27 protein-coding genes and 1 riboswitch are annotated in these 26,023 nt (G+C 71.9%); of the genes, 12 read left to right on the forward strand and 15 right to left on the reverse strand.

Annotation, left to right across the window (positions count from 1 at the left end; all coding sequences use genetic code 11):
- Positions 1–235 precede the first annotated feature (235 nt).
- A complete protein-coding gene (locus ACZ32T_RS01600) occupies positions 236–1,732 on the forward strand; it encodes a phytoene desaturase family protein (protein WP_467364825.1) in 1,497 nt (498 codons plus the stop codon).
- A gap of 55 nt (positions 1,733–1,787) precedes the next feature.
- Here ACZ32T_RS01600 and ACZ32T_RS01605 read toward each other — a convergent pair whose 3' ends face one another.
- The 5 genes from ACZ32T_RS01605 to ACZ32T_RS01625 all read right to left on the reverse strand — a co-directional run bounded on the left by ACZ32T_RS01605 (position 1,788) and on the right by ACZ32T_RS01625 (position 6,259).
- Complete coding sequence (locus ACZ32T_RS01605) at positions 1,788–2,708, reverse strand: hypothetical protein (RefSeq protein WP_467264413.1); 921 nt, start codon at positions 2,706–2,708, stop codon at positions 1,788–1,790.
- A 50-nt stretch (positions 2,709–2,758) separates the two neighbouring features.
- Entirely contained in the window at positions 2,759–3,676 is a 918-nt protein-coding gene (gene metF, locus ACZ32T_RS01610; protein WP_401510459.1) for a methylenetetrahydrofolate reductase [NAD(P)H], read from the reverse strand.
- 119 nt (positions 3,677–3,795) lie between these two features.
- Positions 3,796–4,446 carry a thiamine phosphate synthase gene (gene thiE, locus ACZ32T_RS01615; protein ID WP_467264415.1) on the reverse strand — a complete coding sequence of 217 codons (651 nt, stop codon included), beginning with the start codon at positions 4,444–4,446 and terminating at the stop codon, positions 3,796–3,798.
- A 146-nt stretch (positions 4,447–4,592) separates the two neighbouring features.
- The gene (locus ACZ32T_RS01620) at positions 4,593–4,958 is read right to left on the reverse strand and encodes an Rv2175c family DNA-binding protein (RefSeq protein ID WP_356707295.1); all 366 of its coding nucleotides are present in this window, start codon (positions 4,956–4,958) and stop codon (positions 4,593–4,595) included.
- A 62-nt stretch (positions 4,959–5,020) separates the two neighbouring features.
- Complete coding sequence (locus tag ACZ32T_RS01625) at positions 5,021–6,259, reverse strand: NAD(P)/FAD-dependent oxidoreductase (protein ID WP_467273520.1); 1,239 nt, start codon at positions 6,257–6,259, stop codon at positions 5,021–5,023.
- A gap of 89 nt (positions 6,260–6,348) precedes the next feature.
- Positions 6,349–6,461, forward strand: a riboswitch (TPP riboswitch).
- Here ACZ32T_RS01625 and thiO point away from each other — a divergent pair.
- The 5 genes from thiO (at position 6,459) to ACZ32T_RS01650 (ending at position 11,711) form a co-directional block, all read left to right on the forward strand.
- Positions 6,459–7,673: a glycine oxidase ThiO gene (gene thiO / locus ACZ32T_RS01630; RefSeq protein WP_467364827.1), complete on the forward strand. Its 1,215-nt coding sequence runs from the start codon at positions 6,459–6,461 to the stop codon at positions 7,671–7,673. (Overlaps the previous riboswitch by 3 nt.)
- A gap of 68 nt (positions 7,674–7,741) precedes the next feature.
- Entirely contained in the window at positions 7,742–7,978 is a 237-nt protein-coding gene (thiS, locus tag ACZ32T_RS01635) for a sulfur carrier protein ThiS (RefSeq protein WP_467273523.1), read from the forward strand.
- A 3-nt stretch (positions 7,979–7,981) separates the two neighbouring features.
- Positions 7,982–8,776: a thiazole synthase gene (locus ACZ32T_RS01640; protein ID WP_467273516.1), complete on the forward strand. Its 795-nt coding sequence runs from the start codon at positions 7,982–7,984 to the stop codon at positions 8,774–8,776.
- A gap of 127 nt (positions 8,777–8,903) precedes the next feature.
- Complete coding sequence (gene pknB / locus ACZ32T_RS01645) at positions 8,904–10,826, forward strand: Stk1 family PASTA domain-containing Ser/Thr kinase (protein ID WP_467364829.1); 1,923 nt, start codon at positions 8,904–8,906, stop codon at positions 10,824–10,826.
- Between the two features lie 21 nt (positions 10,827–10,847).
- Positions 10,848–11,711, forward strand: a complete 864-nt coding sequence (locus ACZ32T_RS01650) for a deoxyribonuclease IV (RefSeq protein WP_467364831.1) — start codon at positions 10,848–10,850, stop codon at positions 11,709–11,711.
- A 33-nt stretch (positions 11,712–11,744) separates the two neighbouring features.
- Here ACZ32T_RS01650 and ACZ32T_RS01655 read toward each other — a convergent pair whose 3' ends face one another.
- Positions 11,745–12,377, reverse strand: a complete 633-nt coding sequence (locus ACZ32T_RS01655) for a sulfite oxidase-like oxidoreductase (protein WP_467273510.1) — start codon at positions 12,375–12,377, stop codon at positions 11,745–11,747.
- Between the two features lie 155 nt (positions 12,378–12,532).
- Here ACZ32T_RS01655 and bfr point away from each other — a divergent pair, with 155 nt between their 5' ends.
- Positions 12,533–13,012, forward strand: coding sequence for a bacterioferritin (gene bfr, locus ACZ32T_RS01660; RefSeq protein WP_104789781.1), 480 nt, complete (start codon positions 12,533–12,535; stop codon positions 13,010–13,012).
- Between the two features lie 44 nt (positions 13,013–13,056).
- Here the strand turns inward: bfr and ACZ32T_RS01665 are convergent, their stop codons facing one another.
- A complete protein-coding gene (locus ACZ32T_RS01665) occupies positions 13,057–13,326 on the reverse strand; it encodes a (2Fe-2S)-binding protein (RefSeq protein ID WP_467273507.1) in 270 nt (89 codons plus the stop codon).
- 158 nt (positions 13,327–13,484) lie between these two features.
- Positions 13,485–14,831 (reverse strand): class II 3-deoxy-7-phosphoheptulonate synthase, encoded by a 1,347-nt coding sequence (locus tag ACZ32T_RS01670; protein ID WP_467273505.1) that lies wholly within the window; start codon positions 14,829–14,831, stop codon positions 13,485–13,487.
- A 103-nt stretch (positions 14,832–14,934) separates the two neighbouring features.
- On the opposite strand from ACZ32T_RS01670, the gene ACZ32T_RS01675 reads away from it, so the two are divergent.
- From ACZ32T_RS01675 to ACZ32T_RS01685, 3 genes are all read left to right on the forward strand, one after another.
- The gene (locus ACZ32T_RS01675; RefSeq protein WP_356707688.1) at positions 14,935–14,991 is read left to right on the forward strand and encodes a trp operon leader peptide; all 57 of its coding nucleotides are present in this window, start codon (positions 14,935–14,937) and stop codon (positions 14,989–14,991) included.
- Between the two features lie 161 nt (positions 14,992–15,152).
- Complete coding sequence (locus tag ACZ32T_RS01680; RefSeq protein WP_467273521.1) at positions 15,153–17,009, forward strand: anthranilate synthase family protein; 1,857 nt, start codon at positions 15,153–15,155, stop codon at positions 17,007–17,009.
- A gap of 75 nt (positions 17,010–17,084) precedes the next feature.
- Positions 17,085–17,618, forward strand: a complete 534-nt coding sequence (locus ACZ32T_RS01685) for a hypothetical protein (protein WP_467273504.1) — start codon at positions 17,085–17,087, stop codon at positions 17,616–17,618.
- On the opposite strand, the gene ACZ32T_RS01690 is transcribed toward ACZ32T_RS01685, so the two are convergent.
- From ACZ32T_RS01690 to ACZ32T_RS01710, 5 genes are all read right to left on the reverse strand, one after another.
- The gene (locus ACZ32T_RS01690; RefSeq protein ID WP_467273503.1) at positions 17,615–18,619 is read right to left on the reverse strand and encodes a 2-hydroxyacid dehydrogenase; all 1,005 of its coding nucleotides are present in this window, start codon (positions 18,617–18,619) and stop codon (positions 17,615–17,617) included. The two genes, ACZ32T_RS01685 and ACZ32T_RS01690, sit on opposite strands and share 4 nt — an antisense overlap.
- Positions 18,620–18,716: 97 nt before the next feature.
- Positions 18,717–19,754: a 6-phosphofructokinase gene (locus ACZ32T_RS01695; protein WP_467273502.1), complete on the reverse strand. Its 1,038-nt coding sequence runs from the start codon at positions 19,752–19,754 to the stop codon at positions 18,717–18,719.
- Between the two features lie 112 nt (positions 19,755–19,866).
- A complete protein-coding gene (locus ACZ32T_RS01700) occupies positions 19,867–20,559 on the reverse strand; it encodes a response regulator (RefSeq protein ID WP_467273501.1) in 693 nt (230 codons plus the stop codon).
- Complete coding sequence (gene macS, locus ACZ32T_RS01705) at positions 20,556–21,776, reverse strand: MacS family sensor histidine kinase (protein ID WP_467273500.1); 1,221 nt, start codon at positions 21,774–21,776, stop codon at positions 20,556–20,558. The genes ACZ32T_RS01700 and macS overlap by 4 nt, the downstream gene beginning before the upstream one ends.
- A 69-nt stretch (positions 21,777–21,845) precedes the next feature.
- Positions 21,846–22,568, reverse strand: a complete 723-nt coding sequence (locus tag ACZ32T_RS01710) for a lysophospholipid acyltransferase family protein (protein ID WP_467273499.1) — start codon at positions 22,566–22,568, stop codon at positions 21,846–21,848.
- A 216-nt stretch (positions 22,569–22,784) separates the two neighbouring features.
- Here ACZ32T_RS01710 and ACZ32T_RS01715 point away from each other — a divergent pair, with 216 nt between their 5' ends.
- Together ACZ32T_RS01715 and ACZ32T_RS01720 are read left to right on the forward strand one after the other, a co-directional pair.
- A complete protein-coding gene (locus ACZ32T_RS01715; protein WP_467273498.1) occupies positions 22,785–23,564 on the forward strand; it encodes an alpha/beta hydrolase in 780 nt (259 codons plus the stop codon).
- A complete protein-coding gene (locus ACZ32T_RS01720) occupies positions 23,557–24,228 on the forward strand; it encodes a hypothetical protein (RefSeq protein ID WP_467364832.1) in 672 nt (223 codons plus the stop codon). Before ACZ32T_RS01715 ends, ACZ32T_RS01720 begins: the two co-directional genes overlap by 8 nt.
- A 17-nt stretch (positions 24,229–24,245) precedes the next feature.
- Here ACZ32T_RS01720 and ACZ32T_RS01725 read toward each other — a convergent pair whose 3' ends face one another.
- Entirely contained in the window at positions 24,246–25,007 is a 762-nt protein-coding gene (locus ACZ32T_RS01725) for an endonuclease/exonuclease/phosphatase family protein (protein WP_467273496.1), read from the reverse strand.
- 73 nt (positions 25,008–25,080) lie between these two features.
- Entirely contained in the window at positions 25,081–26,022 is a 942-nt protein-coding gene (locus tag ACZ32T_RS01730; RefSeq protein WP_467273495.1) for an ROK family glucokinase, read from the reverse strand.
- Between the last annotated feature and the right edge of the window lies 1 nt (position 26,023).

The raw sequence follows: 26,023 nt of genomic DNA on the forward strand, positions 1-26,023 counted from the left end.
CGCGCCGTTCCGCCGCCCCGTGCCGGCGGTCCGGGCGCCACGCCCTTTCCGTGGTCCCCACTCTTCCGTCCGCGCAGGTCGGAGCCCATCCGCGCGCCTACTCATCTCCGGCACTAGGTAGAGGTACTCAGCCCTGCGCCGCGGGGCCCAGCCCGCGCGGAGAGACGTCCGGCGGGAACGGGCAGGCACCGGCCTCACGAATGAGCTGTCGGTGGCACCCCTTAGGGTCACTGACATGGCACGAATTGCGGTGATCGGCGCCGGGACCGGCGCGATGGCGGCGGCTGCCCGGCTCTCCGTGGCAGGCCACCGGGTGACGGTGTACGAGCGGTCGGAGACCCACGGCGGCTCGCTCGGCCGGTACGCGCGTGACGGTTTCGTCTTCGACACCGGCCCCGGACTGCTGCATCTCCCCGCGGTCTACCGCGACCTGTTCGTGAAGACGGGCAAGGAGAGCCTGGAGCAGTGCGTCACACTCACCCAGGTCGACCCGGCGAGCCGTCATCTCTTCGCGGACGGCACGACGGTGTCCCTGCCCAACGCCTCCCGGGCGGGGGTGGTCGGCGCGCTGGACCGTGCACTCGGTGAGGGGGCCGGGGCCCTCTGGGGTGAGTTCCTCGGCCGGGCCGGGGCCGCCTGGGACCGGTCGCGCAGGCCTCTGCTGGAGGAGCCGCTGCCCGAGGATCAGCGCCCCCTGGGCCGCGACCCCTACCCCGCCGTGCGCCGGCGCAGGCTGTTGCGCGCCGCCCGGGAGGCGGGGACGGTGGCGGAGGTGGGTGCCTGGGAGCTGGCGGACCCCCGTCTGGCGGCCCTGCTCGACGGCTACGCCCTGTCGTACGGGCTCGACCCCCGCCGCGCCCCGGCCGCCGCGGCCCTCCTGCCGTACATGGAGGAGACGTTCGGCACCTGGTACGTCGCCGGGGGCATGCGCGCGCTGGCCGACGCGGTGTACGAGCGGTGCCTGGCGCGCAGGGTGGAGTTCGTCTTCGGCGCGGAGGCGGTCCGGGTGTCCGAGAAGGACGGGCGGGCGGCAGGGATCGAGCTGGCGGACGGCACCGGCGTGGAGGCCGACCATGTGGTCCTCGGTGCTCAGCCGGCGCCCGGGCTCCTGCCGGCCCTGGAGGGGTGGCCGGCCAGGGAGCACGGGGCTCCGGCACCGGGACGCTTCGTCGTCCTTCTGTCCCTGCGCGGCGCCCGGGAGGCCGGCTCCGCGCACCGGACCGTGGTGCACGCCGCGGACCCGGGCGCGGAGCAGGAGGCGGTGTTCGGCGGCCGGACGGCTGAGCGGCCCACGGTGACGGTGCTGCGCCCGGACGACCCGGCGACCCGCCCCGACGAGGAGCACGAGGCGGTGACCCTGATGGTGACGGTGGCGCCGCACGGCCCGGTCGACTGGACGGACGCCGAGGTGCGCCGGGGGTTCGCGGACACGGTGATCGACCGGGCCGCCGAGGCCGTCCCGGGGCTCCGCGAGCGGATGATCCACGCCGAGGTGCGCACGCCCGCCGAGACCGCGGCCGACACCGGAGCCGAGGGCGGCTCGGTGCCGGCTCCCGCGCTGGCCGGGGCGGGGGGCACGTATCTGCACCCCGGGAACCGCACCCCGCTGCCGGGCCTGTATCTGGCGGGCGGCTGGTCGCATCCGGGCGGCGGGCCGGCCCACGCCGGGATGTCGGGCGCCCTGGTGGCCGGACTCGTGGTGGAGGGGGACGGCTTCCGGGGCTCCCGATGAGCTCGCGCCCGGCGCACCGGAGCCGGCCGCCGGGTGCAGGCGGCCGGTCCGCGGATCAGTAGCGGTACTGCTCGTTCTGGCCGGTGTCGTGTCCGTTGCCGTACGGAGCGGGCTGGACCGGTGCTTCCGGCGGCAGCGGGGGGTACCGGTCGCTGTCCCGCTGCTGCGGGACCCAGACGCCGCCCGGCGGCGTGTCGGTGTACTGCTCGGTGTACGGGTCCGCGGGCTGCTGCCCGGCGCCGTAGGAGGGGTCGTAGCCGCTGCCGTAGCCGTCGTACGCCGCGTACTGCCCGGTGCCCGTGGTCGTGCCCGTGCCGGTGTAGGGGTCGGAGTAGGCGGCGTAGCCCGCCTGGTCCGTCCCGTGGTCGTACTGGCCCGCGTAGGTGCCCTGGTCCTGGTGGGTGTCCTGGCTGCCGTAGCCGCCCTGCCCGCCGTAGGAGTCGTGGCCGGCCGGCCGGCCGTAGTCGTTGAACGGGTCGTAGCCGGCGTGCTGGGGCTGCGGTTCGCCGTGCTGGTCCTGGCCGTCGCGCCCCGCGGGGGCGGGATCGGTGTAGACGCCGTACTGCCCGGTGTCGTCCGGCAGCGGCTCCGGTGCGTAGACGGCGGCGGGGGCCGCGTCCGTCTGCCGGTCGTTCCCCTCGTACTCCACGCCGGAGACCTCCAGCGTGGGCTTCTGCCCTGCCGGGCCGCCCGCACCGCGCCGGCGGCGGCTCGCACCCGGGCTGCCGCCGATGGCCCATCCCGTCGAGAAGCCGCGCCTGAAGGAGAGCGTCACATACGTCTGGCCCGTCGCGAAGGCGATCGCCCCGAGGGCGATCACCAGCACGGAGGGGATCAGGACCCCGAGGACGACACCGAGGAAGCCGGCGAAGGCGAGCAGCCGCCAGCGCAGGCGTGCCTTGTACTGCAGGAGCACCTCGCCCAGCAGCCACAGCGCCACTATGCCGAATGCGATGTAGAGGACCGTCCAGCCCACGCCCGCCCCCTCCTACGGCCACCGCCCCGGTCGGTGGCGGGTACGGCCGGTCAGGACTGCTTGTGCAGTCCGAGATTCTCGTAGATCTCGAGTGTCGCCGTCGAGTTGTTGAGCGTGATGAAGTGCAGCCCCGGGACACCCTCGGAGAGCAGTTTCGCGCAGAACTCCGTTGCGAACTCGATGCCAATGGAGCGTACAGCCGCCGGGTCGTCCTTCGCGGCGAGGATGCGCTCTTTCAGCGAGGAAGGCAGGGACGCGTTGCTGAGCTGCGCGAATCTCTCCAGCTGTTTGACACTGGTGAGCGGCATCACCTCGGGGATGACCGGGGTGTCGCAACCCGCGGCGACCACACGGTCACGCATCTGCAGATAGCTCTCCGGGTGGAAGAACATCTGGGTGATCGCGTAGTCGGCACCGGCGCGGCACTTGTCCACGAAATGACCGATGTCGGTGTCCCAGTCGGCGGAGCGCGGATGCATTTCGGGGAAAGCCGCGACGCCGACGCAGAAATCACCGGCTTCCTTGATCAGCCGGACGAGATCCGCCGCGTAGCGCACGCCCTGCGGGTGCTCTACCCACTCACCCATCGGGTCGCCGGGCGGGTCGCCGCGCACCGCGAGGATGTTGCGGATACCGGCGTCGGCGTACTGCCCGACCATGTTGCGCAGCTCGGCCACGGAGTGGTCGACGGCGGTGAGGTGGGCGACGGGCGTGAGCGTGGAGTCCGCGGCGATCTGCTGGGTCGCCCGGACCGTCCCGGCTCGGGTCGAACCGCCGGCCCCGTACGTCACGGAGACAAAGCTCGGTCCCACCGCCTCGACGCGGCGCAGGGCGTTCCAGAGGTTCCGTTCGCCCTTCTCCGTCTTGGGCGCCCAGAACTCGAACGAGAACGACGTCTCGCCGGTCGCGAGCAGCTCACGCACGGTGCGCGCGTGATCTGTCCGGGTGGAAGGTGTACCAAGGGCCATACTGGGAGGTTAACCAGGGCCTGGCGGTACCCCAACCAGAGCGAGCGAATTGCCCGGAATGAGGGGGGTCTTGTCCACCCTTCGGACAGCTGGTCCGGCCGGGCGCGAGGCCGCCGGGTTCATAGGGCGCGCGCCCGGACGCGTCGTGCGAGCGAGGCCGCCGCCTCGGCCGGGTCCGCCGCCTCCGTGATCGCCCGCACGACGACGACGCGGCGGGCGCCGGCGTCCAGCACCTCGTCCAGATTGCCGGCGTCGATCCCGCCGATGGCGAACCACGGCCGCGCCGTGCCGAGCGAGGCGGCGTAGCGCACCAGGCCGAGGCCCGGGGCGTGCCGGCCCGGCTTGGTCGGGGTGGGCCAGCAGGGGCCCGTGCAGAAGTAGTCGACGCCGGACTCGGCGACGGCGGCGTCGACCTCGGCCTCGGCATGGGTGGAGCGGCCGATCACCACGTCGTCGCCCATGACGGCGCGGGCGGCCGGCACCGGCAGGTCGCCCTGGCCGAGATGGAGCACGTCGGAGCCGATGGCATGGGCGACATCGGCCCGGTCGTTCACCGCGAGGAGCGCTCCGTGGCGCTTGCAGGCATCGGCGAACACCGCGAGGTGGTCCAGCTCCTCGGCCGCCTCCATGCCCTTGTCCCGCAGCTGCACGATGTCCACGCCGCCGGCCAGCACGGCGTCGAGGAACTCGGGGAGGTCCCCCTGCCGCTTCCGGGCGTCCGTGCACAGATAGAGCCGGGCGCCGGAAAGCTGGTCGCGAGGCGTGGACATGAAGATTTCCCCCGTCGGTACGTCGTTGGGTCGTGATGCGGCGACAAGGCGCCGTACGTCGATGGACCGTCGTGCCGGCAGACCCGGTCACGGCGGGGTGCGGGCCGTGATGTGCCACGGCCCGCACCCCGCTCACGGTCGTCCGGTCAGACGGCGAGCGCCTGGGCCCGGCGCTTCACCTCCGTACCGCGATTCTCGCTGAGCGCCTGCGCGGGCGTGCCGGGCAGGGTCGGGTCGGGGGTGAAGAGCCAGTCCAGCATCTCTTCGTCGTTGTAGCCGTCGTCCCTCAGGAGCGTCAGGGTCCCTACGAGACCCTTGACCACCTTGTTGCCGTCGATGAAGGCGGCAGGCACCTGGAGCGCCCGGTTCTCACCACGTCGTACGGCGATCAGCTGGCCTTCCTTGACCAGCTGCCGTACGCGCGTCACCTCGACATCGAGCATTTCCGCGATGTCGGGAAGGTGGAGCCATGCGGGGACGAGAGCATCGATCTTTGCGTCAATCTCGGTCACAGGGACAAGCGTGCCATCCCGGACCGACAGCCGGTAGCCGGGCCGGGCGTACGAGGCCGTGCCTAGCCCTGGAGCACCGCTGATTTCAGCGGTACGGAGGAGTCGGCGGCCCGCGCCGGATCGATCCGCGCGCCCGCTTCGACGAGCTTGCGCCCCTGCGCCAGGTCGCGGGGCCTGCTGACGGCCAGCACGGCGACCAGGACCCCCTGCCGCAGCCAGCAGACCGTCCAGGACGGGTCACCGGGGTCGCCCCGCCACAGCAGTGTGTCGGCGCCCGCGTGATGGCCGGCGTACTGCACGAAGCGGCCGAACTGCTCGGACCAGAAGTAGGGCACCGGGTCGTACGTCCCGACCGCGCCGTCGGCGAGGGCGGCGGCGACCGTCCGCGGCCCCTGGAGGGCGTTGTCCCAGTGGTGGACCAGCAGCCGTTCCCCGTAGCGGGCGGAGGGGAAGGAGGCGCAGTCGCCCACGGCGTAGACATCGGGCAGCGACGTGCGGAGCGAGCTGTCCGCGGTGACCGAACCGTCGGGGCCGAGGGCGATGCCCGAGCCGGCGAGCCACGCTGTGGCGGGCCTGGCGCCGATGCCGACGACCACCGCCCCGGCGGGGATCACCCGGCCGTCCGTGAGGTGGACGGCGCCCTCCTCGACGCGTGCGACCCGGGCGCCGGTGAGGAGTTCGGCTCCGCTCTCCGCGTACCAGGCGGCCATCGGCTCGGCGACCGCGGCGGGCATGGTGCCCGCGAGGGGTCGGCCGGCGGCCTCCACGACGGTCACCGCGCACCCGGCCGCGCGGGCCGCCGTGGCGAACTCGGCGCCGATCCAGCCCGCGCCGACGACGACCACGTCGTGCTGCCGCTCCAGGACGGGCCGCAGCCGTGCGGCGTCGTCGAGGGTGCGCAGCAGATGGACGCCGGGCACGCCCTCGGAACCGGGCAGGGCTACCGGTTCCGCTCCGGTGGCGAGGACCAGGACGTCGTAGCCGACGGGCCCCTCCGGGGTGTCCAGCTCGTGCGCCTCCGCACGCAGTCCGGCCACGTCGAGCCCTAGGCGCAGAGTGATGTCCAGGGCCTCGAAGTCGACGTCGAAGGCGGAGTCCTCCGCCTTGCCGAGCAGGACCGCCTTGGACAGGGGCGGCCTGTCGTACGGCTGGTGGGGTTCGGCACCGATCAGGGTGACCGGGCCGGTGAAGCCCTGTTCGCGAAGGGCAACGGCCGTCTGCACTCCGGCCATGCCGGCGCCCACGATCACGACTCCGCCCGGCCGCTGTCCCGCTGCCGGTTCCTGTGTCTGCTGGCTCACCCGTCCACCCTAGGGTCTGCCGCCGGCGGGCGGGCCACGGGTACCGGTCCCTTACGGGCCGCGAGGCGTGGGGTCTAGGCTGGCCGCCGTAAGGCACTCGCGGGAGTCCGGGCGTACCGGGCTGAGAGGGAGGCTGGCCGGCCTCCGACCGTACGAACCTGATCCGGGTCATGCCGGCGAAGGGAGGGGCTGGACGCCCATGCGTATCTCCGCAGACAGTTCCGACGTCCTGGTCGTCGGAGGCGGCATCATCGGGCTGGTGACCGCCTGGCGGTCGGCCCTGCACGGGCTGTGCACCACGCTGGCCGATCCCGCGCCGGGCGGCGGCGCGGCCCAGGTCGCGGCCGGGATGCTGGCCGCCGTCACCGAACTCCACTACGGCGAGCAGACGCTGCTCGGCCTCAACGTGGCTTCCGCCGCGCGCTATCCGGCGTTCGTGGCCGAGCTGGAGGAGGCGAGCGGCCAGGAGACCGGCTTCCGCGCCTGCGGCACCCTGTCGGTCGCGCTGGACTCGGACGACCGGGCGCATCTGCGGGAGCTGCACGCTCTGCAGCAGCGGTCGGGGCTGGAGTCCGAGTGGCTGAGCGGCCGCGAGTGCCGCCGTCTGGAACCGATGCTCGCCCCCGGCGTCCGTGGCGGGCTGCGGGTCGACGGCGACCACCAGGTGGATCCCAGGCGGCTCGCCTCGGCCCTGGTCACCGCCTGCGAGCGGGCGGGGGTGGTGTTCCGCCGGGACTGGGTCCAGCGGCTCTCCGTCACGGGCGGCCGGGCGACGGGAGCGGTCCTGGCGGACGGCACGCAGCTCGCGGCCGGCCAGGTGGTACTCGCCGGCGGCAGCCTCAGCGGCCGGCTCCAGGGCGTCCCCGAGGCTGTCCTGCCGCCGGTACGCCCGGTCAAGGGCCAGGTGCTGCGGCTGAAGGTTACTCCGGCCTACGCGCCTTTCCTCAGCCGGACGGTGCGGGCGGTCGTGCGCGGCAGCCAGGTCTATCTGGTCCCGCGTGCCGACGGTGAGCTGGTGGTCGGCGCGACCACGGAGGAGATGGGCTGGGACACCACGGTCACCGCGGGCGGGGTGTACGAGCTGCTGCGGGACGCCCATGAGCTGATGCCCGGCATCACGGAGCTGCCGCTGACCGAGACCCGGGCCGGACTGCGGCCCGCCTCGCCGGACAACGCCCCGCTGCTGGGCCCCACGACTCTGCCCGGGCTGCGTCTCGCCACCGGGCACCACCGCAACGGGGTGCTGCTGACCCCTGTCACCGGCGATGTGATGGCCCATGTGCTGACCACCGGCGAGCTGCCCGAGCTGGGCCGCCCCTTCGCGCCGCATCGCTTCGCCACCGCCTCCCCGGAGAGCTCACCGGCCTCCTCCCCCGAAGAAACCGCCCCCGCGCCGCAGGAGCAGCCCGTATGACACAGCCCGTGCCCGCCGCCGCACCCGGTTCCGAGCCCGAGGCCGGCTCCGTGCCCGTTTCCCGGCCCATGACCGCTTCCCGGCCCGTGTCCGTTTCCGAGGCCGTTTCCGTGTCCGTCAACGGGGAAGGCCGCACCGTGCCCGCCGGCACCGCGCTGGACACGTTGGTCGCGGCGCTGACCACCGCGCCCTCCGGGGTCGCCGCCGCGGTGAACGAGGCCGTCGTGCCACGCGGTCAGTGGCCGGCCACCACGCTCGCCGACGGCGACCGCGTCGAGGTCCTCACCGCGGTCCAGGGAGGCTGACCGATGTCCGACGACCTCCTCACGCTCGGTTCCACCGCGTTCTCGTCCCGGCTGATCATGGGGACGGGCGGGGCACCCAGCCTCGACGTCCTGGAGCGCTCCCTGATCGCTTCGGGCACCGAGCTCACCACCGTGGCGATGCGCCGGCTCGACCCGACCGTGCAGGGCTCGGTGCTCTCCGTCCTGGAACGCCTCTCCATCCAGGTCCTGCCGAACACCGCGGGCTGTTTCACCGCGGGCGAGGCCGTGCTGACGGCCCGACTGGCCAGGGAGGCGCTGGGCACCGAATGGATCAAGCTGGAGGTCGTGGCCGACGAGCGGACCCTGCTGCCCGACCCGATCGAGCTGCTGGACGCCGCCGAGATCCTGGTCGACGACGGCTTCACGGTCCTGCCGTACACCAATGACGACCCGGTGCTGGCCCGCAAGCTCCAGGACGTGGGCTGCGCGGCGGTCATGCCGCTCGGCTCCCCCATCGGTTCCGGGCTCGGCATCCGCAATCCCCACAACTTCCAGTTGATCGTCGAGCAGGCCGCGGTCCCGGTGATCCTGGACGCCGGCGCCGGGACGGCCTCGGACGCGGCACTGGCGATGGAGCTGGGCTGTGCCGCTGTGATGCTCGCCTCGGCGGTGACCCGGGCGCAGGAGCCCGAGCTGATGGCGGCGGCGATGCGGCACGCGGTGGACGGCGGACGTCTGGCGTACCGGGCTGGGCGCATCCCGCGCCGCCATTTCGCGGAGGCGTCCTCGCCCGCGGAGGGCCGCGCGGTGCTGGATCCGGAGCGCCCCGCCTTCTGAGGGCCGTGCACCGGCCGGGTTCCCCCCGTCACAGCACGCGCATGCCCCTGTCACGGCTCCGCACCGGAACGGCCCACCGGAGGCCTGGCCCATCCGCGGTGTCCGTGGCAGCTCGTAGACTCGCCCCGTGGACACGACCCTCCAGGACCCCCTCGTCGGGCAGCTGCTCGACGGCCGCTATCGCATCGATGCGCGCATCGCCGTCGGCGGTATGGCCACGGTCTACCGGGCCGTGGACACCCGGCTCGACCGGGTGCTCGCCCTCAAGGTGATGCACCCGGCGCTGGCGACCGACGCGGCGTTCGTCGAACGCTTCATCCGCGAGGCCAAGTCCGTCGCCCGGCTCGCCCACCCCAATGTGGTGGCCGTCTTCGACCAGGGCGCCCAGGGCGCGTACGTGTACCTCGCGATGGAGTACGTCGCCGGGTGCACCCTGCGCGACGTACTGCGCGAGCGCGGGGCGCTGCAGCCCCGGGCGGCGCTGGACATCCTCGAACCGGTGCTGGCCGCCCTCGGCGCCGCGCACCGGGCGGGCTTCGTCCACCGCGACATGAAGCCGGAGAACGTCCTGATCGGGGACGACGGCCGGGTGAAGGTCGCCGACTTCGGTCTCGTACGCGCTGTGGGGACCGCCACGGACACCACCGGTTCGCTGCTGGGCACGGTCTCGTACCTCGCTCCGGAGCAGATCGAGCAGGGCACGGCCGACACCCGGTCCGATGTGTACGCCTGCGGTGTGGTGCTCTACGAGATGCTGACCGGCGGCAAGCCCCATGGCGGGGACACCGCCGCCCAGGTCATCTACCAGCATCTGAACGAGGATGTCCCGGCGCCGTCCGGTGCCGTCCCCGGCCTGGCGGCCGGGCTGGACGGGCTGGTGGCCTCGGCGACGGCTCGCGACCCCGACGTCCGTCCGTCCGACGCGGTGGCGCTGCTCGCGCGGGCCCGTGAGATACGGGCGGCTCTCACCGAGGAGGAGCTCGACGCGATGCCTCCGCAGGCCATCGCGGAGGAGCACGACGGCGCCGAGGACCGTACGAGCGTGATCCCCAGGGTGATCCCGGCCGGCCAGGGCACCGCGCACCACACCAGCCGGCTGGAGATGCCGCCGTCCTCACCGCGGGAGCCCGGGCGCGGGCGGCGCGGGGCCTTCGCCGGACGCGGCCGGCGCGGGACGCTCGCCGTGCTCGTCGCCGTCCTGCTGGTGCTGGGCGCCGGCGTGGGCGTCTGGTACATCAACTCGGGGCAGTTCACCCGGGTCCCGTCCCTCCTGGGGCAGACCCGGAGCGCTGCCGAGAAGCGGCTCGCGGACGAGGGTCTCGACCTGAAGGGTGTCGAATACGCCTACAGCGACACGGTGGAGCGCTCCACGGTGATCAGCAGCGATCCGGGCTCCGGTGAGCGCATCCGGGGCAACGACGCGGTGAAGCTGGTGATCTCGCGCGGCCCGGAGATCGTGAAGGTCCCCGATGTCGAGGCGCTCGCCCTCGCCGAGGCCCGGCGTGAGCTGAAGAAGTCGGGGCTCACGCCGGGCATGGTGACCCGGGAGTTCGACGAGGAGATCGACCGGGGCAAGGTCATCCGTACGGATCCGCGGGCCGGCACCGAGCGCCGTCCCGACTCGGCGGTCGCACTGGTCGTCAGCAAGGGCAGCCCCGTCGACGTGCCCGATGTCTCCGGCCTCTCCGTCGAGGACGCCACGGCAGCGCTGGACGAGGCGGGTCTCCGGGCGAAGGTGCTGAGCGAGCGGGTCAACTCACGCGAGGCCGCGGGCGAGGTCGCCCGGCAGTCGCCCGGAAGCGGCGCCGAGGCCGCCGAGGGCGACACGGTGGAGCTGACGGTCTCCAAGGGCCCGCGCATGCTCCAGGTCCCCGATGTCACGGGGAAGGACGTCGACGAGGCCCGGGGCACACTGGAGGACGCGGGGTTCGAGGTCAAGGTCGACCGCCCGTTCCTCTCCTTCAGCGACACGGTCGGCAGCCAGTCGGTCGAGGGCGGCGAGAAGGCCGCGGAAGGCTCCACGATCACCATCAGGACCAAGGCCCTGTAGACCCACGAGGACTGGCAGCACATGCGCAACCCCATCGGCGGACACGTCCCCGTGGCCGGCGGACTCGCCAAGGTCGGCCTCGGCTACGCGCGGGAGCTGGCGGCGGAGACCGTGCAGGTCTTCGTCGCCAACCCGCGGGGCTGGGCGACGCCACCGGGGAACCCGGCACAGGACGAGCTGTTCCGCTCGGAGTGCGCCGCCGGGCGGATTCCCGCGTACGTCCACGCCCCGTACCTGATCAACTTCGGCTCGCACACCGAGGCCACGGTCGAGCGGTCGGTGGTGTCGCTGCGCCACTCGCTGCGCCGGGCGAGAGAGATCGGCGCCCTGGGTGTGGTGGTGCACACCGGTTCGGCGACCGGCGGACGTCCGCGTGAGGTCGCCCTCGCCCAGGTGCGTACGCACATGCTTCCGCTGCTGGACGAGCTGACCCATGACGACGACCCGTTCCTGCTGCTGGAGTCGACCGCGGGGCAGGGCTCCTCGCTCTGCTCCCGGACCTGGGACTTCGGCCCGTACTTCGAGGCCCTGGACTCCCACCCCAGGCTGGGTGTCTGCCTGGACACCTGCCACATCTACGCGGCGGGCCACGATCTGACCGGCCCCGCCGGCATGCGGCAGACCCTGGATCTGCTGGTGGACACGGTCGGCGAGGGCAGGCTGAAGCTGATCCACGCCAATGACTCCAAGGACGTGGTGGGCGCCCACAAGGACCGGCACGAGAACATCGGCGCGGGCCACATAGGCGCCGGGCCGTTCCGCGAGCTGTTCTCGCACCCGGCGACCGAGGGCGTGCCGCTGGTCATCGAGACGCCTGGCGGCAAGGAAGGCCATGCGGCGGATGTGGCCCGGCTGAAGGAGCTGCGGGAATCCCGCCGGCCATAGCGGGGACCGTCCCGCGGGGTCCCGGCGGGACCTTCAGAGCTCGGGGCCGTCCCCGGGCTCCTCCTGGTAGGAGTAGCGCTGCTCGCTCCACGGGTCGCCGATGTTGTGGTATCCGCGCTCCTCCCAGAACCCACGGCGGTCGGCCGACATGTATTCGATGCCCCGGACCCATTTGGGCCCCTTCCAGGCATACAGATGCGGCACGACGAGGCGCAGCGGGAATCCGTGTTCGGCAGTGAGCAGTTCGCCGTCCTTATGGGTGGCGAACAGCGTCCGGTCGGACGCGAAGTCGTCGATCCGGAGGTTCGAGCTGAATCCGTATTCGGCCCAGACCATCACATGGGTGACGTGAGGCGCGGGAGGTGCCAGCTCCACCACCTCACGGGCCAGGATTCCGCCCCATTCGGCGCCGAGCATGCTGAATTTCGTCACGCAGTGAAGGTCCGCGACGACGGAGGAGAAGGGAAGTGCCGTGAATTCCTGGTGATTCCAGCAGTGCTTGTCGCCGTCGGCCGTGGCCCCGAAGACCCTGAACTCCCAGCGGTCCGGTTTGAACTTGGGCACGGGCCCGTAATGGGTGACCGGCCAGCCGCGCTGCAGCCGTTGCCCCGGTGGAAGCCCGGACTGCTCTGCTGTGCCGCGTTCCCGGCTTTCCGGCTGACCCATGCCTCCATGGTGACAGACAGGCAGGGGTGGTCATGACCAGGGGAGAGTTGATTCGGGCAACTCATACTAAGCGTGCACTTACTGGACGGCCGCAGGGTGCGATGCGAGGATGCGCGCACACGTGCCCCGTTCACCGGTTGGAAGGAGCCTCTGCGATGCAGGGCGACCCCGAGGTCCTCGAGTTCCTGAACGAACAGCTGACCGCCGAATTGACTGCCATCAATCAGTACTTCCTGCACGCGAAGATGCAGGAAAACTTCGGCTGGACGAAGCTCGCCAAGTACACCCGGGCCGAATCGTTCGACGAGATGAAGCACGCGGAGATCCTCACCGACCGGATCCTGTTCCTGGACGGCCTGCCCAACTATCAGCGGCTCTTCCATGTGCGGGTCGGCCAGACGGTCACCGAGATGTTCCAGGCCGACCGCCAGGTCGAGGTGGAGGCGATCGACCGCCTCAGGCGGGGCATCGAGGTGATGCGCGGCAAGGGCGACATCACGTCGGCGAACATCTTCGAGTCCATCCTCGAGGACGAGGAACACCACATCGACTATCTCGACACCCAGCTGGAGCTGGTCGAGAAGCTCGGCGAAGCGCTCTACATCGCCCAGCTGATCGAGCAGCCGGACAGCTGATCCACGGTTGCGGCAGCAGTGTTCCGAAGGCCCGGGGCGAATGCTCAGGCGGCGTCGGAAAGGCCGGCGTCCGGCGTGGCGCCCAGAGTGACGGGCGCACCGGCCGGGGCGCCCGCCGGCGCCGTACGTCCCTCGATGAGCTCACGGCGCGAGCACTCGCCACGGCCGAGCAGCGCCTGGATCCTGCGGACGCAGCCCCCGCAGTCGGTACCGGCCTTGCACGCGGAAGCGATCTGGCGGGGTGTGCACGCTCCGCCGTCCGCATGTTGTTTGACCTGGTCCTCCGTGATGCCGAAGCAGGAGCAGACGTACATGCGGTTCACCTCCCGACGGGTCGATCGCTGCGCCGTCCCGAATGTCGGTGAGGCTAACCTAACCTTACCCGCGAGCCCTCGCGCACAAAAGCCCCGGTACGCCTGTGGGGCACGGATCACATCGATCCGTGCCCCACATGCGTCACCAGGGGTGATCCCTACTGGTCGCGGTACATCTCGGCGACCAGGAAGGCCAGGTCGAGGGACTGGCTGCGGTTGAGGCGCGGGTCGCAGGCCGTCTCGTAGCGCTGGTGCAGATCGTCGACGAAGATCTCGTGGCCGCCGCCGACGCACTCGGTGACGTCGTCGCCCGTGAGCTCGACGTGGATACCGCCGGGGTGCGTCCCGAGCTCCTTGTGCACCTCGAAGAAGCCCTTGACCTCGTCGAGGACGTCGTCGAAGCGGCGCGTCTTGTGGCCGGACGCGGCCTCGAAGGTGTTCCCGTGCATCGGGTCGGTCACCCACACCACCTTGGCACCGGACGCGGTGACCTTCTCGACCAGCTCGGGGAGCTTGTCACGGACCTTGTCGGCGCCCATGCGGACGATGAAGGTCAGCCGGCCGGGCTCGCGCTCGGGGTCGAGGCGGTCGATGTAGCCGAGTGCCTCGTCGACAGTGGTCGTCGGGCCGAGCTTAATGCCGATGGGGTTGCGGATCTTCGAGGCGAACTCGATGTGCGCGCCGTCCATCTGGCGGGTGCGTTCGCCGACCCAGACCATGTGGCCCGAGGTGTCGTACAGCCGGCCGGTGCGCGAGTCGGTGCGGGTCAGCGACGACTCGTAGTCCAGGAGCAGCGCCTCGTGCGAGGCGTAGAACTCGACCGCCTTGAACTCGGCCGGGTCCGTGCCGCACGCCTTCATGAAGTTCAGCGCGTTGTCGATCTCGCGGGCCAGGGCCTCGTAACGCTGCCCGGACGGCGAGGACTTCACGAAGTCCTGGTTCCAGGCGTGCACCTGGCGCAGGTCGGCGTAACCACCGGTGGTGAAGGCGCGCACCAGGTTCAGCGTGGAAGCGGACGCGTGGTACATCCGCTTCAGCCGCTCGGGGTCCGGGATGCGGGCCGCCTCGGTGAACTCGAAGCCGTTGACGGAGTCGCCGCGGTAGGTCGGCAGGGTCACGCCGTCGCGGGTCTCGGTCGGCTTGGAGCGCGGCTTGGAGTACTGCCCGGCGATCCGGCCGATCTTGACGACCGGCACGGAGGCCGCGTACGTCAGGACGGCGCTCATCTGGAGCAGCGTCTTCAGCTTGGCCCGGATGTGCTCGGCGGACACGGCGTCGAAGGCCTCGGCGCAGTCGCCGCCCTGCAGCAGGAACGCCTCGCCCTGGGCGACGGCTCCCAGACGGGCGCGCAGCTGGTCGCACTCGCCCGCGAAGACGAGCGGAGGATACGACTCGAGGTCCGCGAGTACGTCGCGCAGAGCCTCGGCATCGGGGTACTCGGGCTGCTGCGCCGCGGGAAGGTCTCGCCAGGTGTGGCCACCGGCGACGGAGGTATTGGCGTTCACGGTCACCTTGACAACATTACGGGGTCGGCAAGCGCGCCCCGTCCGCCCGCTCAGCAGATGAGACGCGCGCTCGTTCGTCCACCGCGTCCGCTAGGGTACGGGCATGTTCGCGCAGACAGTCCAGAACTGGTGGTGGACCGCTCATCCGGCGGCCCGCTGATTCATCGCGCGTACAGACTTCGCGAAGGCCGCCCGAGGGGCGGCCTTCTCTGCGTTCCGGAGCCGGGAGCCGTTCCTCATCAGGAAGGAACGCCCATGCCCGAGCCCTTGTCCGAGCCCGTGTCCCGGCCCACGCCCGGCCGTGCCGTCGACCTGCTGTCCATGCTGCTCCGTGACGACTCCCCGCCCTTCGCCCTGCTGCGCAGGCGCACGCCCGGCAGGGACCACGACGCCGTCGAGGTCCTGACCGGTGAGGTGCGGGAGGTGGAACGGCTCGCCGACATCCCGGTGGGTGAGCTGCCGTCGCTGGCCCTGGTGCCCTTCCGGCAGATCGCCGAGCGTGGTTTCGACGTACGCGACGACGGCACCCCGCTCTCCGTGCTGGTCGCCAAGGAGGCGTACGAACTGCCGCTGGCCGAGGTGCTGGCGGAGCTGCCCGGCCATGACGTGCGGGTCGAGGGCGGCGCCTTCGACGTCCCCGACGAGGAGTACGCCGGGATCGTCCGGCGGGTCGTCGAGGACGAGATCGGGCAGGGCGAGGGCGCGAACTTCGTGATCCGGCGGACTTTCGGCGGCGAGATCCCCGGCTTCGGCCGGGCCGACGCGCTGGCTCTGTTCCGGCGGCTGCTGTCGGGTGAGCGCGGGGCGTACTGGACGTTCGTCGTCCACACCGGGGACCGGACGCTGGTGGGTGCCAGCCCGGAGGTCCATGTGCGGATGTCCGGCGGGACCGTCGTGATGAACCCGATCAGCGGGACCTACCGCTACCCGGCCGAGGGGCCGACCGCGGAGAGTCTGCTGGCCTTCCTCGGCGACCGGAAGGAGACCGAGGAGCTCTCCATGGTGGTCGACGAGGAGCTCAAGATGATGTGCACCGTCGGTGACATGGGCGGCGTGGTGGTCGGGCCCCGGCTCAAGGAGATGGCCCATCTCGCGCACACGGAGTACGAGTTGCGCGGGCGTTCCTCGCTGGATGTGCGCGAGGTCCTGAGGGAGACCATGTTCGCGGCCACGGTCACCGGCTCCCCCGTGCAGAACGCCTGCCGGGTGATCGAGCGGTACGAGCCGGGGGGCCGCGGCTACTACGCGGGCGCCCTCGCGCTGGTGGGCCGGGAGCCCGGCGGGGCACAGACGCTGGACTCGCCGATCCTGATCCGCACCGCCGACATCTCGGCGTCCGGTCGGCTGCGGGTGCCGGTCGGGGCCACGCTCGTGCGCCACTCCGACCCTGCGGGGGAGGTCGCCGAGACCCATGCGAAGGCGGCTGGTGTGCTCGCGGCGCTGGGTGTCCGGCCGGGGCGGCCCGAGGCGGAGGCGGACCGTCCGCGGCTGGCGTCCGATCCGCGGGTGCAGGCGGCCCTGGACGACCGGCGCGGGGGGCTGGCGCCCTTCTGGCTGCGGATGCAGGAGCGCACGCGGGACCTGTCCGGTCATGCCCTGGTGGTGGACGGCGAGGACACCTTCACCGCGATGCTCGCCCATCTGCTGCGCTCCTCGGGCCTCACGGTCTCGGTGCGCCGGTACGACGAACCCGGGCTCCGCGAGGCCGTGCGGGCGCACGAGGGGCCGGTGGTGCTGGGGCCCGGGCCCGGGGACCCGGGGGACTCGGCCGATCCGAAGATGCGGCTGCTGCGGGGGCTGGCCGCCGAGCTGGTGCGGGAGCACCGTCACGGGCTGCTCGGCGTCTGCCTCGGCCATGAGCTGATCGCGGCGGAGCTGGGTCTGGAGATCGCGCGGAAGGCCGTGCCGTACCAGGGGGCGCAGACCCGGATCGATCTGTTCGGCAGGCCCGAGACGGTCGGCTTCTACAACAGCTTCACCGCGCTCTGCGACGACGCGGCGGCCACGGAGCTGGGCGCGCACGGCATCGAGGCGAGCCGGGACACGGCCTCCGGTGAGCTGCACGCGCTGCGGGGCCGGGGCTTCGCCTCGGTGCAGTTCCACCCCGAGTCGGTGCTGACGCTGCGCGGCGCCGAGATCGTGACCGGGCTGCTGGCGGAGCTGCCCGTGCCCAGCTGACGGACCAGGGCTCCGGCACACTCCGGCCGACAACTTTAGTTGCGTCAGTGGATTGCGGTAACTATAGTTGTCGGCATGGCAGCCAACGAGGTCACGCACAAGGAACTGACCACACTCGAGCGATCCCTCTGCGACGCCCTGGCCCCCCTCGCAACGGCCCTGCGGGCCCGAGCCTCGGGGCTCCCCGAGGACCGCATGTGGGCGGAGGACCCCGTCGAGGTGTCACTGTCGGTCCTCGCCGGCTGGAAGGTGGTGGACTCGGCGGTCTCCCGGCTGACGGCGCGCGCCGCACGCACCGCCGGCTCCTACGGCGCGAGTTACGAACAGCTGGGCGCGGCCTGGGGGATAACGCGGCAGGGCGCCCGTAAGAAGTGGCCCGACGCGGTCGACCGGCCGTCGGCAGCGGCGGAGCGGGGCACCGTCGAGCTGTTCGGGGGCACGGCCGAGCTCTTCCTGGAGTCCTCGTCGGGCAGCTGGCGCTGGACGGGGCGCGGTGCGGACGGCACGGCCGGCGCGGCCGACGGGGACTCCCCCTGCGGCTCCAAGGAGGAGGCAGCGGCGTACGCGGGCGCGTTCCTGAAGGAGCACGCGGAGGGAGACGTGGGCTAAGGCGCGGGGAGCGCCGGTACCAGGACGTTGTCGCTGCGGCGGCCCGCCAGGTAGTCGGTGACGTTGCGTACCGTGGCGTCGATGATCTGCCCCACCGCGTCGCGCGTGTAGTACGCCTGGTGAGAGGTCACGATGACGTTCGGGAAGGTGACGAGCCGGGCGAGGGTGTCGTCGTCGATGCCCTCCATGGACTTGTCGACGTAGAAGAGCCCCGCCTCCGCCTCGTAGACATCGAGCCCGACACCGGTGAACCGGCCGGTGCGCAGCTCGGTGACGAGAGCGCGAGTGTCGATGAGACCGCCACGGCTGGAGTTGACCAGGATCGCGTCGTCCTTCATCACGGAGAGGGCTTCCTCGCCGATGATGTGCTGCGTGGCCGGCAGCAGGGGCACATGGAGGCTGATCAGGTCGGACTCGGCGAAGAGGCGCTCCTTCTCCACGTACGTCATGCCGAGCGCGGTGCAGGCGGGGTTCTCGGCGACGTCCCATCCGAGCAGCTCCATGCCGAAGCCGTGGGCGATCCGGGTGAACGCCTCACCGATCTTGCCCGTGCCGACCACCCCTGCCGTGCGGCCGTGCATGTCCCGGCCGAGGAGCCCGTCGAGCCGGAAGTCGAAGTCCCGGGTGCGGCTCACCGCGCGGACGATCCGGCGGTTGACGGCCATGGCCAGGGTCCAGGCGAATTCGGCGACCGAGTGGGGCGAGTAGTACGAGACGCGGGCGACACGCAGGGCGAGCCGTTCGGCGACTTCGAGGTCGATGTTGTTGAAGCCGGTGGAGCGCTGCGCGATCATCTGCGTGCCGGCCGCCGCCAGTGACTGCAGGACGCGGCTGCCCAGGTCGGCGTTGACGCTGGTGGAGATGATCTCGTAGCCCGCGGCGATCGGGGCGGTGTCCTCGGTGAGGAAGACGTCCAGGCAGCGGACGTCGTGCAGGCCGGCGAAGGCTTTCTCGATCAGTGGCTTCTCGTCGGACTGCACGCCGAATGCCAGGATTTCCACGACGTCTCCCGGAAGAGGGGGCTGGGCCGGTCCTCGCGAATATACGGCCCTCGCCCCCCGGGCGCCGCCCGGCCGGAGCAGGCCGGCCGGAGCGGGATCAGCCGAAGAAGACCCCGGCCTCCGCGTACAGGGCGGGGTCGACCGTCTTCAGGCGGGCCGTCGCCTCCGAGATCGGCACCCGCACGATGTCCGTCCCCCGGAGGGCGACCATCACCCCGGTGGCGCCCTCGTGGACGGCGTCGATGGCGTGCAGCCCGAAGCGGGTCGCGAGCCAGCGGTCGAAGGCACTCGGCGTGCCGCCGCGCTGGACATGGCCGAGAACCGTGGTCCTGGCCTCCTTGCCGGTGCGCCGCTCGATCTCCTTGGCCAGCCATTCGCCCACACCCGAGAGCCGGACATGACCGAAGGAGTCGTGGGAGTCGTCCTTGAGGATCATCCCGCCCCGCGCGGGCGCCGCCCCCTCGGCCACCACCACGATCGGCGCGTAGCTCGCCCGGAAGCGGGAGGTGACCCACTCGCAGACCTGGTCGGTGTCGAAGCGCTGCTCCGGGATGAGGATGACGTTGGCCCCGCCGGCCAGACCGGAGTGGAGCGCGATCCAGCCCGCGTGGCGCCCCATCACCTCGACGACGAGGACCCGCATATGGGATTCCGCCGTGGTGTGGAGCCGGTCGATGGCCTCGGTCGCGATGGAGACGGCGGTGTCGAAACCGAAGGTGTAGTCGGTGCCGGAGAGGTCGTTGTCGATGGTCTTGGGCACGCCCACGCACGGGACGCCGTAGTCGTCGGACAGCTTCGCCGCGACGCCGAGGGTGTCCTCCCCGCCGATCGTGATCAGCGAGTCGATGTCGTACTCGGCGAGGCTGTCCTTGATGCGGCGGACCCCCCGGCCCGCGTACTCGGCGTCGAACGGATTGGTCCTGGAGGAGCCGAGGATCGTGCCCCCGCGCGGCAGGATGCCCCGCACCGCCGGTATGGAGAGCGGCACGGTCACGCCCTCCAGGGGGCCCCGCCAGCCGTCGCGGAACCCCGTGAAGTCGTAGCCGTACTCCTGCACGCCCTTGCGGACGATCGCGCGGATGACCGCGTTGAGCCCGGGGCAGTCGCCGCCCCCGGTCAGTACTCCGACCCGCATGAAAGCATCCCTTCGCCGAAGTGAGCTCGCTACGGGCCACGCTAATGGTGACCCAGGTCACTCCGGGATGGGTCGGACGGCCAATTCCCTCGCCGTACGCGCCGATTGTCCGTCAGGCGTCGTCGAGACCGGCCTGGATGGCGTAGCGGACGAGCTCCACCCTGTTGTGCAGCTGAAGCTTGCCCAGGGTGTTCTGGACGTGGTTCTGCACGGTGCGGTGGGAGATGACCAGCCGCTCGGCGATCTGCTTGTACGAGAGCCCCTTGGCGACCAGCCGCAGGACCTCCGTCTCGCGGTCGGTGAGCTGCGGGACCTTCGGCTGGTCCGGGGCCGCGGGGGCTGGGTCGGAAGCGAGCCGGCGGTATTCGCCGAGGACCAGTCCGGCGAGGCCGGGCGTGAAGACCGGGTCGCCGGCCGCGGTCGCGCGCACGGCGTCGGTCAGCTCCTGGGTACTGGCCGACTTCAGCAGATAGCCGGTGGCGCCCGACTTCACGGCCTCCAGGACGTCGGCGTGCTCCCCGCTGGCGGAGAGCACCAGGACCCGCAGCCCCGGGTGCGATCCGACCAGCTCCTTGCAGACCTGGACGCCTGGCATCCCGGGCAGATTCAGGTCGAGCACCAGGACGTCGGGACCGGCCGCCCTGGCCCGGCGCACGGCGCCCGGGCCGTCGCCCGCGGTCGCGACCACGTCGAAGCCGGACTCGGTCAGATCGCGGGCGACGGCGTCGCGCCACATCGGGTGGTCGTCGACGACCATCACCTTGATGGGCCGTTCCTCGGACGTCTGTGTCTGCGGTGTACTCATCGGGCCGTTCCTGCCTTCCCCCGTGAAACCTTCGGGACCTTCAGTTCGACCTCGGTGCCCTGGCCGGGGACCGAGATCAGTTCCGCTGTGCCGCCCAGATCGCGCAGCCGCCCGCGGATCGAGAGGGCGACGCCGAGCCGGCCCTCCCCCTCCGCCTGGTCGAGTCTGCCCTCCGGGATGCCCGGGCCGTCGTCCCGGACCGTGACGATCACCTCGTCCGGCTCGTCCTCGACCAGGATCCAGGCCTGGGCGTCCGGCCCCGCGTGGACCCGGACGTTGTCCAGCGCGGCGCTCACGGCGGCGGCCAGCTCACGCGCCGCGCCTGCCGCCAGCACCACCGGGGCGCCGGGCTCCGCGAAGGTGACCCGGGACCCGGCGTGCGGGGCGAGCAGCGCGCGCAGGTCGGCCTCGGCGCTCTCCGTCTCGTCGTGGGTCTCCACCGTGCGGACCACCGCACCCTCGGAGCTGTCCTCGGAGACCCGGGTCGGGGGCACCAGGCCGCTGGAGACCAGGGTCCGCAGGGCGACCTCCTGCTCCCCGGCCATCCGGCCGAGCTCCGCCGCCTCCCCGCCCAGGGCCGTGCCGCGCCGCTGCACCATGGCCAGGACCTGGAGGACGCTGTCGTGGATGTCGCGGGCGAGCCGCTCCCGCTCCCGGGTGGCGGCCTCGATCTCCAGGGCCCTGGCCAGGGTGCGCTCACTGGCCCGGGCCACCTCGACGACGTAGCCGATGGCGATGGAGGCGACCCAGACCAGCAGGACGTTGTGGAAGGTGTCCTCGCTGGGCTCGCCGCGCTCGACGATGTTGGCGGCGGCGACGAGGGTGGAGGCGAAGGCCGCCCAGCGCCAGCCGCCCTTGAGAGCGAAGGCGAGGACCGAGCCCGCGGTCCAGATCGACGGAAGCGTCGGGCCGTCCATGTGCTGGGCGTCGAAGTCGGCCAGCGGCGTCAGGAGGATGCCCGTCAGGGCGACCGCGAGGTCCAGGCCGAGGAAACGCTTCGTGCAGCTCGCCGCGTTGGCCACCCGGGGAAGGGTGACGATCGTCCAGAGCGCGAGGAACGCCAGGAAGGCGACGGCGACCCAGGGACGTTCCCACTTGTCACGGCCGAAGCCGGCGAGGAGCGCCGCGTAGATCAGCGTCAGCACGCGGTACGCGGTCAGCGCACGCCACAGCGGCTGCTCGACCGACATCCGTACGACTCGTTCACGCCCGGCCATGTCCCTGCGTCCCCTCCCCCGGTTCCCCGCCCCTGCCGTGTTGCCCGTTCCGGGCGGCCGGCCCCGCTCCTACGCGCTGCCCGGCCTGTCCGGTCCCTTGTTCTTCGCCTCCTCGGCGATCTGCCGTTTGGCCGCGGTCGCGTAGATGTCCACGTACTCCTGGCCGGAGAGCTTCATGATCTCGTACATGACCTCGTCGGTCACCGAGCGCAGGATGAACCGGTCACCCTCCATGCCCTGGTAGCGGCTGAAGTCCAGCGGCTTGCCGATCCTGATCCCGGGCCGCATCAGCCTGGGCATCACCTGGCCGGGAGGCTGGATCTTCTCCGTGTCGATCATCGCCACGGGGATGACGGGCGCACCGGTGGCGAGGGTCACCCGGGCGAGGCCTCCGGGCTTGCCCCGGTAGAGCCGTCCGTCGGGCGACCGGGTGCCCTCCGGGTAGATCCCGAAGAGCCCGCCGCTCTCGATGACCTGGATGCCCGCCCTGATGGCGGCCTCGCCCGCGCCGCGGCCGCCTGAGCGGTCCACCGGGAGCTGCCCGACGCCCTTGAAGAAGGCGGCGGTGAGCTTCCCCTTCACCCCGGGGGCGGTGAAGTACTCCGCCTTGGCGATGAAGGTCACCTTGCGGTCGAGCACCGCCGGCAGGAAGAAGGAGTCGGAGAACGACAGGTGGTTGCTCGCGAGGATCGCCGGCCCGTGTGCGGGGATGTTCTCCAGGCCCTCCACCCACGGCCTGAAGGCGAGCTTCAGGGAGCCGCCGATGGAGAACTTCATTGCGCCGTAGATCAACTCGGGTGCCTCCTGTGTGCCGTCGATGAGACCTTAACCTGTGGGGCCGCGGCCTCCCCCGCCCGCTCGGGACGGGGTCCTTCCCGGACGCCTCCGCAGGTGACGGCTGCTCGGGCGGTGACGGCCCTGGTCGGTGTCGGTCCGGTCGCGTACGGTGAAGTAATCCTTTTGCACACCCCTCGCACCCCCGCCCCGCTTCATGAACAGGAGACCCCGGTGCCGGTCCTCCCTGGAGCCGAGCCGTTCCGCCATGAGGGCGGAGAGGTCGGCGTCCTCCTCTGTCACGGATTCACGGGTTCGCCGCAGTCCCTGCGCCCCTGGGCCGGCTATCTGGCGGAGCGCGGACTGACCGTGTCGCTCCCTCTGCTGCCCGGCCACGGCACCCGCTGGGAGGACATGGCGGTCACGGGCTGGCAGGACTGGTATGCGGAGGTGGACCGTGAGCTGCGGGCGCTGCGGGCGCGGTGCGAGCGGGTCTTCGTCTTCGGCCTCTCCATGGGCGGCGCCCTGGCGCTGCGCCTCGCCGCGAAGCACGGGGACGAGATCGCGGGCCTGGTGCTGGTGAATCCGGCGAACAAGGTGCACGGCCTCTCGGCGTACGCCCTGCCGGTGGCCCGCCATGTGGTGCGGACGACGAAGGGGCTGACCAGCGACATCGCGCTGGAGGGCGCCGAGGAGATCGGCTACGACCGGGTGCCGCTGCACGCCGCGCACTCCGTGCGGGCGTTCTTCCGGCTCGTCGACGCCGATCTGCCGCAGGTCACCCAGCCGATCGTGCTGCTGCACAGTCCGCAGGACCATGTCGTGCCGCCGGCCGACTCCGCGCGGATCCTCAGCCGGGTCTCCTCCAGGGACGTCGAGGAGATCCTCCTGGAACAGAGCTACCACGTCGCGACGTTGGACCACGATGCGGAGCGGATCTTCGACGAGAGCTACCGGTTCGTCGGCCGCCTCGCGACCGACGCCGTCAAGAAGGGGAGCACGTCCGGTGGCTGAGCACGACGCGGAGCGCGCGGGCAGTGACGAGGAGCGCGAACCGCGCCCCACGGAAGGAACGGCTGTCCCCGAGGGCACGGAGGGGGCCCGGCCGATCGACGAGGCCGCGGCCTGGGAGGCGATCGTCGCGGGGTACGGCGAGGAGCCGCCGGACCCGCCGGGCGCCAAGCCGTTCAAGTCGATCGAGGATCTGGCGCTGCTGGAGGACGGTCAGGTCAACGTCCTGGACCCCTCCACGGAGTCCGGCGCGGGTGACGACGCCGACAAGGGTGTGGGCGGGAAGACGTCCGGCAGGCCGCCGGAGAAGAAGCCACTCGGCGGTTCGGTCGTCTTCGCGCCCGGGGTCGCGGGCCCGCGCGACTACGGCCTGGAGGAGCCCGGGGACGGCGACACCGACGATCCGGACGACAGCGAGGAGGGGCACTTCGTCCCGCCGGAGCCGCCGCCGCTTCCCGAGGCCGACGTGACGGCCAAGTTCGCCTGGCTCGCGGTCGTCGGCGGCCCCGTGCTGATGCTCGTCGCGGTGCTGCTGCAGTGGGAGATGACGTGGTGGCTCACCACGCTCTCCATCGGCGGCTTCCTGGGCGGGTTCGCCACCCTGGTGGCGCGCATGCCCCACGACGACGAAGAGGACGACGACCCGGGACGCGGCGCGGTCGTCTGATTCTCCCCGGCGCGGGCTCAGCTCCCCGCGGGCACCCTGAGGGCGGCCAGCACGGGCAGGTGGTCCGTGGCCGCCCGCAGGTCCGCGCCGGTGACGCCGGGCAGGTCCTCGGGCACGCCGCAGCCGAGCACCTCGATGCCGCCGGTCGCGAACACCGCGTCGATCCGCTTGCGCGGAGCGTCGGGCGGGAAGGTGAGCTCGCCGCCCCAGGGCACCACGGCCCGGCAGTCCTGAAGCCGTCCCGCCAGCCGCCGGAAGGCGCTCCCGTCCGGTACGTCGTTGAGGTCGCCGGCCACGACGGCGTGCGGGACGTCCATCGCGTCGAGCCGCTCCAGCAGCAGCCCGGCCTGGGTCTGCCGTTCCTCCCGCCGCAGGCTGAGGTGGCAGCTGACGACACCGATCCGCGCCCCGGCGATCCGTACGACCGCCGTGGCCAGGCCCCGCCGGTGCAGTCCGGGTGTGAGCGGCAGCAGGACGTCCTCGGTGCGTTCCACCGTGGCGCGCAGGGAGCAGAGCAGCAGCGGTCCCGCCGCCGTGGCGCCGCCGCTGAGGACCACCAGGTCGGTCATGGCCGCGAGCCGGGCCGCCGCCTTGCGCCAGCGGAAGAAGCGCGGGGCCTCCTGGACGCACACCAGGTCGGGTGCGCAGGCGCGGATGACACGGGCCAGTGCCTCGGTGTCGTCGCGCAGCGAGCGGACGTTGTAGCTGAGCACTCTGATGACGGCCGAACCGTCCGGCTCGGTACGGGAGTCGGGCAGCGGCATCGGCTTCGTGACCATGGGAGGCACGATACGACGGACGCCCGCCGCTCCCGGTGGGGCGCGACGGGCGTCGGACGTGCTGCGGATCGGGTCAGCCCTGGCGTGCCAGGTCCGCCGCGCCCACCAGGCCCGCCTTGCCGCCCAGTTGGGCCGCGAGGACCTGGGCGTGCGGGCGCCATTCGCCGCCAATCAGCCAGCGCCGGAACGACTTGCGGATCGGGTCGAGGACGAGCTCGCCCTCGTCCGAGACGCCGCCGCCGACGATGAAGGCCGACGGGTCGAAGAGCGAGGCGAGGTCGGCCAGTCCGGCTCCGGCCCAGCGGGCCAGCTCACGGAAGGAGTCGACGGCCACCGGGCAGCCCTGCCGGGCGGCCTCGCTGATGTGCTTGCCCTCGATGCCGTCCACGGTGCCGTCGCCGAGCCCCAGGAGGATCGGCGCGTTCTCCGGGGTGGCGTTGGCGCGCTGCTTGGCGTACCGCACGAGGGCGCGCCCGGAGGCGTACTGCTCCCAGCAGCCCTGGCTGCCGCAGCCGCAGAGCAGGCCGTCCGGGACGACCCGGATGTGGCCGAATTCCGCCGCCACACCGAAGCGTCCGCGGCGCAGCTTGTTGCCGATGATGATGCCGCCGCCCAGGCCGGTGCCGAGCGTGATGCAGATGACGTCGTCGTGGCCCTGGCCGGCACCGAAGCGGTATTCGCCCCAGGCCGCCGCGTTGGCGTCGTTCTCGACGACGACGGGCAGGCCGACGCGCTGCTCGACCTTGTCCTTGAGCGGCTCGTGGCGCCAGTTGATGTTCGGGGCGAACAACACGGTGGCACGCTTGTCGTCGACGTATCCGGCCGCGCCGATGCCTACGGCCTCGACGTCGTGTCCTTCGCTCGCCCCGGACACGGCGGCGCTGATCGCGTCCACGATGCCTTCGGCGGTCGGGGGGGTCGATACCTTGAACGTCGAGAGGATCCGGCCCTCTTCGTCGACCACTCCAGCCGCGATCTTCGTGCCGCCGATATCGACGCCGATGGTGAGTCCCATG

The organism is Streptomyces sp. NPDC023573, from assembly GCF_055559735.1.